This is a genomic window from Kitasatospora sp. CB02891 (assembly GCF_002803145.1).
In the GTDB taxonomy this organism is placed as follows: Bacteria; Actinomycetota; Actinomycetes; order Streptomycetales; family Streptomycetaceae; genus Kitasatospora; species Kitasatospora griseola.
Map to the genome: position 1 here is coordinate 21,067 of NZ_NNBO01000019.1, position 7,712 is coordinate 28,778.

Consider the following 7,712-nt stretch of genomic DNA (forward strand, 5'->3'; position numbering starts at 1 on the left):
GCTGTCACAGCCGGGCCGTCCAGCGGACCCGGGTGCCCCTGGTGTGGGGGCCGGGTTCGTGCCAGGCGTCGCCGCCGAGGGCTTCGGCGCGGCGGGTGAGGTTGCGGAGGCCGGAGCGGCGGCCGTCGGCGGGGATGCCGATGCCGTCGTCGGTGACGGTGAGGAGGACGCCGGGGAGGCCGGGATGGGTGGGGTCGGGCGGGACGGGGCGGCCGTCGGGGCCGAGGTGGACGGTGGCGTCGAGTTCGACCGCGACGTGGGAGGCGCGGGCGTGGCGGGCGGTGTTGGAGAGCATCTCCCGCAGTGCGGCGAGCAGTTGGCGGGAGGCCTGTTCGCCGACCAGGCTCTCCACCGGGCCGGTGAAGGTGATGCTGGGCCGGAAGCCGAGGGCCGCCGCCGCCTGGCTGCCCTCGCGCAGGACCCGGGTGCGCAGGGTGTCGGGTTCGTCGTCGGTGTCGCCGTGCTGGAGCGCGTAGATGGTGGTGCGGACTTCCTGGATGGTGGCGTCGAGTTCGTCCACGGCCTGGCCGATGCGTTCCTTGACCTCGGGGACGACGGCCCGGCGGGCCGCCGACTCCAGCATCATGCCGGTGGCGAACAGGCGTTGGATGACCAGGTCGTGCAGGTCGCGGGCGATCCGGTCGCGGTCCTGGAACACCGCCAGGCGCTGCTGGTTGAGCTGGTACTCGGCCAGCCGCAGGGCCAGCGCGGCCTGTGCGGCGAAGGTCTGGGCGAGTTTCCGCTCGGTGCCGGTGAACGGCGCGGCGCCGGCCTCGCGCCAGACGCAGAGCGCGCCCAGGACTCGCCCGGAGGACACCATCGGGACCGCTATGGCCGGCCCGAACCTCCGTGCCAGGCGGTCGAACTGACTGTCCGAGGCAATCTCGGGGGCGGCCGCCAGGTCGTCCAGGCGGACGGTTTCGCCGGCCAGCAGCCGGGGTGCGAGGCCGTGTTCGGGGAGCAGTTCGCCGGTCAGGTAGTCGGCCTGTTCGCCGGAGGCGTGCGCGACCCGCATCCGGTCCTCGCCGGCCGGCAGCAGGACCATGCCGAGCGCGCCCTCGGCGAGTTCGCGGACCTGTTCGGCGGCGACGGTCAGCGCGATCCGCGCCTCGTCGGTGGAGAGCAGCGAGGTGGTGACGGCCGCCGCGCCGGTGATCCAGCGTTCGCGGCGGCGTCCCTCCTCGTACAGCCGGGAGTTCTCGATCGCGACGCCCGCGGCGGCGGCCAGCGCCAGCACCACCTGCTCGTCCTCGGGGGTGAAGGAGCCGCCGCCCTGTTTCTCGGTCAGGTAGAGGTTGCCGAACACCTCGCCGCGGACCCGGATCGGCACGCCCAGGAAGGACACCATCGACGGGTGTCCGGGCGGGAAGCCGACCGCGCGCGGGTCGGTGGACAGGTCGGTCAGCCGCAGCGACCGCGGGTCGTCGATCAGCGCGCCGAGGATGCCGCGCCCGGCCGGCAGCCGGCCGATCCGGTGGGCGGTGGCGTCGTCGACGCCGATGTGGACGAAGTCGGACAGGCCGCCGCCGTGCGGGTTGACCACGCCGAGCGCGGCGTACCGGGCGTCGACCAGTTCGGCGGCGCCGGAGGCGATCCGCTGCAGGGTGGTGTGCGGATCGAGGCCGGCGCCGACCGAGACGACGGCCTCCAGCAGGCGCTGCATCCGGTCGGCGACCGCGGCGGCCGACTGGAGGCGCTCGGAGACCTCGGTGACCAGGGTGTCCAGTCCGAGCGAGGAGATCTCGGGAATGCGCGGTGGGCCGTTCTCGGCGGCCGGCTGATCCATGCCACCAGTGTGCATGTTCGAGTCGTTGCGCCCCGGTTCGTCCGGAACGCCGGGCGCGGCACCCGTCAGGCGGCGACCCGGTGGGCCTCGCCCTCCCGTTCCCGGGCCAGCATCGCGGCGAGCCGGCCGCCGGGGCGGGTCGCCAGCCGCGACCAGCGGCCGCGCTCCACCACCCGGCCGTCGTCCAGCACCAGCACCTCGTCCACGGTGCTGTCGTCCAGGCCTGCGAGCCGGTGGGTGATCAGCAGGGTGGTGCGGCCCTCGGTGGCGGCCAGCAGGTCGGCGGTGAGCGCGTCGGCGGTGGCGACGTCGAGGTGTTCGGCGGGCTCGTCGAGGATCAGCACGGGGAAGTCCGCGAGCAGCGCGCGGGCCAGGGCGAGGCGCTGGCGCTGGCCGCCGGAGAGTCGGGCGCCGTGCTCGCCGACCATGGTGTCCAGGCCTTCGGGCAGGCCGTCCACCCAGTCCAGCAGCCGGGCCCGGGCGAGCGCGGCGCGCAGCCGCGACTCGTCGGCGTCGGGGCGGGCGAGACGCAGGTTCTCCCGCACCGAGCTGTCGAAGACGTGCGCGTCCTGGGCGCACAGGCCGATCACCCGGCGGACGTCCTCGCCGGCCAGCTCGCGGGTGTCGACGGCGTCGGGGCCGCCGTCGGCCAGCCGCACCGAGCCGGCGGACGGTTCGACGAAGCGCAGCAGCACGTGCGCGAGCGTGGTCTTGCCGGAGCCGGACGGGCCGACCACGGCGACCCGCCGGCCGGGCCGCAGCTCCAGGTCGACGCCGCGCAGCGCGTCGCGCGCGGAGCCGGGCCACCGGGCGGTCAGGTCGCTGACCTTGATGGGCAGTTGCTCGGCGGGCAGGGTCTTCGGCGAGGCCGGCTCGACCACCGGGAGGGGCGAGGCCAGCACCTCGGCGAGGCGTTCCCGGGAGGCCCGGGCGCGTTCGCGGAACCGCACCGCGGTGGGCATCCCGGCGACCGCCTCGAACGCGGCGAGCGGCGTCAGCACCACCACCGCCAGGCAGACGCCCGGCAGCGCGCCGGAGGCGACGCCGCGGACGCCGACCGCGGCGGCGGCCACCACCGTCAGGCCGGAGACCAGGGCGACCAGGCCCGCCGAGAGCGCGCCGGACGCGGCGGAGCGCCCGGCCAGCCGGGTCAGTTCGGCGTCGGCGCCGCGGGTGGCGCGCAGCCGGGCGGGGAGGGCGCCGGCGACGGTCAGTTCGGCGGTGCCGGTCAGGGTGTCCAGCACGGCGGTCGCCAGTTCGCCCTTGGCGGGGGCGTGCCGGCGTTCGGTGCGGCCGGAGATCCGGCGCTCCAGCGCGGGGACGGCGGCCCCGGCGAGCAGCAGGCCGACGGCGAGCACCAGTCCGGCGAGCGGCAGGAAGGCGGCGAGGGCGGCGGAGGCGGCCAGCGACACCACGGCGGCGACGGCGGCGGGCAGCCGCCAGCGCAGGTGGAAGTCCTGCACGGCGTCCACGTCGGCGACCAGCCGGGACAGCAGGTCGCCGCGCCGGAACTGCGGGAGTCCGGCCGGGGCGAGCTGCTCCAGCCGGCGGTAGACGGCGGTGCGGATCCCGCCGAGGGCCTTCAGCACGGCGTCGTGCGAGACCAGCCGCTCGGTGTAGCGGAACACGCTGCGGCCGATGCCGAACGCCCGGACCGAGGTGACGGCCACCATCAGGTACAGCACGGGCGGCATCTGCGAGGCGCGGGAGATCAGCCAGCCGGAGGTGCCCATCAGCGCGACGGCGCAGCCGAGGGCGAGCGAGCCCAGCAGCACGGCGGGCCACAGCCGGGGCTTCGCGGCCGGCTCGGCGGGCGGTTCCTCCTCGCCCGCGGGCCGGGGCGCGGCGGGCCGGGGCGCGGCGGGCTGCGCGGCCGGGGACGGGGCCGGAATCGCCGGGGCGGCGACGGCGGGCGTGCCGGGCAGCTGGACGTGGTGGTCGGCGAGGGCGACCAGCGCGGGCCGGTGGGTGATCAGCAGCACGGTGCGGTCGAGCCGGCCGAGGGTCTCCAGCAGGGCGGCCTCGGTGACGGGGTCGAGGTGCGCGGTGGGTTCGTCCAGCACCAGCAGCGGGCGGTCGGCGAGCAGCGCGCGGGCCAGCGCGAGGCGCTGGCGCTGGCCGGCGGACAGGCCGTGGCCGTTCTCGGCGAGCCGGGTGCCGGGGTCGGCGAAGTCGACCCGGGCGGCGGCGAGGGCGGCGGCGAGTTCGGTGTCGGTGGCGTCGGGGCGGGCCAGCCGGACGTTCTCGGCGACGGTGCCGGCGAACAGGTGGGGGTGCTGCGGGACCCAGGCGAGTTGGGCGTGCCAGCTCGCCAGGTCGGTGTCGGCGAGCGGCTGGTCGCCGATCAGCACCCGGCCGGCGTCCGGGCGGACGAAGCCGAGCACGGCGTTCACCAGGGTGGTCTTGCCGGCTCCGCTGGGCCCGGTCAGCACGGTGGTGCGTCCGGCCGGCACCACCAGGGAGACCTCGTGCAGGGCGTCCTGCGCGCGGCCGGGGTGGCGGACCGTCAGCCCTTCGATCCGCAGGTCGACGCCGGCGACCGGCGGGGCGGGGCGGCGGCCGGCCCCGGGCAGCGGGGTCTCCAGCACCTCGAAGATCTTCCCGGCGGCGGCCAGGCCCTCGGCGCTGGAGTGGTAGAGCGCGCCGACCTGGCGCAGCGGCAGGTAGACCTCGGGGGCGAGGACCAGCACCAGCAGTCCGGTCTCCAGGTCGAGGGTGCCGTTGACCAGCCGGAAGCCGATGGAGACGGCGACCAGGGCGACGGAGAGGGTGGAGAGCAGTTCCAGCGCGAAGGACGAGACGAAGGCCAGGCGCAGGGTGCGCAGGGTGGCGCGGCGGTAGTCCTCGGTGATCCGGCCGATCGCGGCGGCCTGGGCCTTGGCCCGGCCGAAGACCTTGAGGGTGGGCAGGCCGGCCACCACGTCGAGGAAGTGGTGGGAGAGCCGGGACAGGCCGGCGAACTGGCGGTCGGTGCGGGCCTGGGTGGCGTAGCCGATCAGGATCATGAACAGCGGGATCAGCGGCAGCGTCACGCAGATGATCGCGGCGGACTCCCAGTCGGCGCCGAGGATCCGGGCCAGCACCACCAGCGGGACGACCACGGCGAGCGCCAGTTGCGGCAGGTAGCGGGCGAAGTAGTCGTCGAGGGCGTCGACGCCGCGGGTGGCGAGGGTGGCCAGCTCGCCGGAGCGGCGGCCGGTCAGGTAGCCGGGGCCGAGCGCGGTGGCGTGGTCGAGCAGGCGGCGGCGCAGGGTGGACTTGACGGTGGCGACCGAGCGGTGGGCGGTGAGTTCGGTCAGCCAGGCGACCAGCGCCCGGCCGACGGTGACGGCGGCGAGGCCGAGCAGCGGCCCCCACAGCGGGGACTGGCCGCGCTGGAAGGACCGCACCACCAGGTCGGCGATCAGCGCGGCCTGGGCGACCAGCAGGGCCGCGCCCACCCCGCCGAGCAGCACGGAGCCGGCGAGGAAGGCGCGGGTGGTGCGGGCGTACGCCAGCAGCCGGGGGTCGATCGGACGCATCCGCTGCTGGCGTTCCATCAGGTGTGCTCCTGCGACGGCGGGTCAGTGGTGGGCGGCGGGGATGTGCTGGACGCCGATCCGGCGGCGGAAGACCCAGTACGTCCAGCCCTGGTAGAGCAGCACCAGCGGGGTGAAGATCACCGCGACGATCGTCATCACCTTGAGCGTGTAGGGCGAGGACGAGGAGTTGCTGACGGTCAGCGACCAGGCCTCGTTCAGGGTGGAGGGCATCACGTCGGGGAACAGCGACAGGAACAGCATGCCGACGGCGGCGGCGATGGTCACGCCGCTGAAGCCGAACGCCCAGCCTTCGCGGCCCACCTGGTTGGCGCCGAGCGCGGCGACCAGGGCGAGCACCGCGACGATCAGCGCGGCCAGGCTCCAGCCGTTGCCGGTGTGGACCTGGGTCCAGATCAGGAAGGCCGCCGCGAGGGCCGCGGTGACCAGGCCGAGGGCGGTGGCCTGGACCCGGGCCCGGTGCCGGATGTCGCCGGTGGTCTTCAGCGCGGTGAACACCGCGCCGTGGAAGGTGAACAGCGCCAGGGTGGTGAGGCCGCCGAGCAGCGCGTACGGGTTGAGCAGGTCCCAGAAGGTGCCGACGTAGTTCTTGTCCTGGTCGATGGCGACGCCGCGGACGATGTTGCCGAAGGCGACGCCCCACAGGAAGGCGGGCAGCAGGGAGGTCCAGAAGATGGCGAGTTCCCAGTTGCGCTGCCAGCGCTCGCCGTCGCGCTGGTGCCGGTACTCGAAGGAGACGCCGCGGACGATCAGGCAGACCAGGATGATCAGCAGCGGGACGAAGAAGCCGCTGAACAGGGTGGCGTACCAGTCGGGGAAGGCCGCGAAGGTGGCGCCGCCGGCGGTGAGTAGCCACACCTCGTTGCCGTCCCAGACCGGGCCGATGGTGTTGATCAGGACGCGGCGTTCGGCGGTGTTGCGGGCCAGCAGCCGGGTGAGGATGCCGACGCCGAAGTCGAAGCCCTCCAGGAAGAAGTAGCCGATCCACAGGACGGCGATCAGGATGAACCAGAAGTCTTGCAGGTGCATGTGATCCGTCCTCAGTACGCGAAGGCGAGCGGCTGGTCGGAGTCCTCGTCCGAGGGGCCGCGCAGGGTCGGGTCCTTGGCGGGCGGCTTCTCGTCCGTGTTCGGCCCGGCGGCGGCGTACTTGGCGAGCAGCTTGACCTCGATCACGGCGAGGATCGCGTACAGGGCGGTCAGCGTGGCCAGGCCGAGCACCTGGGTGCCGACGCTGACGTTGGGGGAGACCGCGTCGCGGGTGCGCATCAGGCCGAACACCACCCAGGGCTGGCGGCCCATCTCGGTGAAGATCCAGCCGAAGCTGTTGGCGACCAGCGGGAAGCCCATGGTGAGGATGCCGATCCGCCAGCTCCACCGGGTGAAGAAGACGTTCATCTCACGGTTCCTGGTGAGCATCAGCTTCGGCGGCTCGTCCTCGCCGGTGCGGTGCTCGGGGGCCAGCCAGAACTTGCGGCGGGTGGTCCACAGGCCGATCAGCGCGGCGACGAAGGACGTCATGCCGAAGCCGATCATCAGCCGGAATCCCCAGTAGGTGACGAAGATGTTGGGGATGTAGTCGGTGGGCTGTCCGCCGTGCTGGGCGGCCTCGGCGGCGGCGATGTCGTTGATGCCGGGGACTTCGGACGAGAAGTCGTTGTGCGCGAGGAAGGAGAGTATTCCGGGGATCTCCAGGGCGACCGAGTTGTGGCCCTTGGAGACGTCGCCGACGGCGAACACCGAGAACGGGGCGGGGGCCTGGGTGTCCCAGAGCGCCTCGGCGGCGGCCATCTTCATCGGCTGCTGCTCGAACATCACCTTGCCGAGGGTGTCGCCGCTGATCGCGGTGCCGAGGCCGGCGACCACGGCGATGGCCAGGCCGAAGCGCAGCGAGGTGCGCATCGCGGCGGTCTTGCGGCGGTCCGTCTCCTTGCCCCGCTTGGCGCGCCACAGGTGGTAGCTGGCGATGCCGACCACGAAGGCGGCGCCGGTGAGGAAGGCGGCGGTGAGGGTGTGGAAGACCTGCACCAGGGTGGTGTTCTGGGTCAGCACCCGGACGATGTCGGTGAGCTGGGCCTTGCCGGTGACGGGGTCGATCCGGTAGCCGACCGGGTGCTGCATCCAGGAGTTGGCGGCCAGGATGAAGTACGCGGACAGCGCGGTGCCGATCGCGACCATCCAGATGCACGCGAGGTGGATCTTCTTCGGCAGCTTGTCCCAGCCGAAGATCCACAGCCCGATGAAGGTCGACTCGAAGAAGAAGGCGATCAGCGCCTCCATCGCCAGCGGGGCGCCGAACACGTCGCCGACGAAGCGGGAGTAGTCGGACCAGTTCATGCCGAACTGGAACTCCTGGACGATGCCGGTGACCACGCCCATGGCGATGTT

At 73.7% G+C, this 7,712-nt stretch carries 4 protein-coding genes; all 4 read right to left on the minus strand.

All coding sequences use genetic code 11. The features are described from left to right. Positions 1-4 precede the first annotated feature (4 nt). On the minus strand, positions 5-1,786 hold the full coding sequence (locus CG736_RS31415) for a GAF domain-containing protein (RefSeq protein WP_100589545.1): 1,782 nt from the start codon (positions 1,784-1,786) through the stop codon (positions 5-7). A 65-nt stretch (positions 1,787-1,851) separates the two neighbouring features. Then, entirely contained in the window at positions 1,852-5,307 is a 3,456-nt protein-coding gene (gene cydD, locus CG736_RS31420) for a thiol reductant ABC exporter subunit CydD (RefSeq protein ID WP_100589639.1), read from the minus strand. A 42-nt stretch (positions 5,308-5,349) separates the two neighbouring features. Further along, the gene (gene cydB / locus CG736_RS31425) at positions 5,350-6,354 is read right to left on the minus strand and encodes a cytochrome d ubiquinol oxidase subunit II (protein ID WP_100589546.1); all 1,005 of its coding nucleotides are present in this window, start codon (positions 6,352-6,354) and stop codon (positions 5,350-5,352) included. 11 nt (positions 6,355-6,365) lie between these two features. Then, positions 6,366-7,712, minus strand: a 1,347-nt coding sequence (locus CG736_RS31430; RefSeq protein ID WP_232734303.1) for a cytochrome ubiquinol oxidase subunit I, incomplete at its 5' end; no start/stop codon positions are given.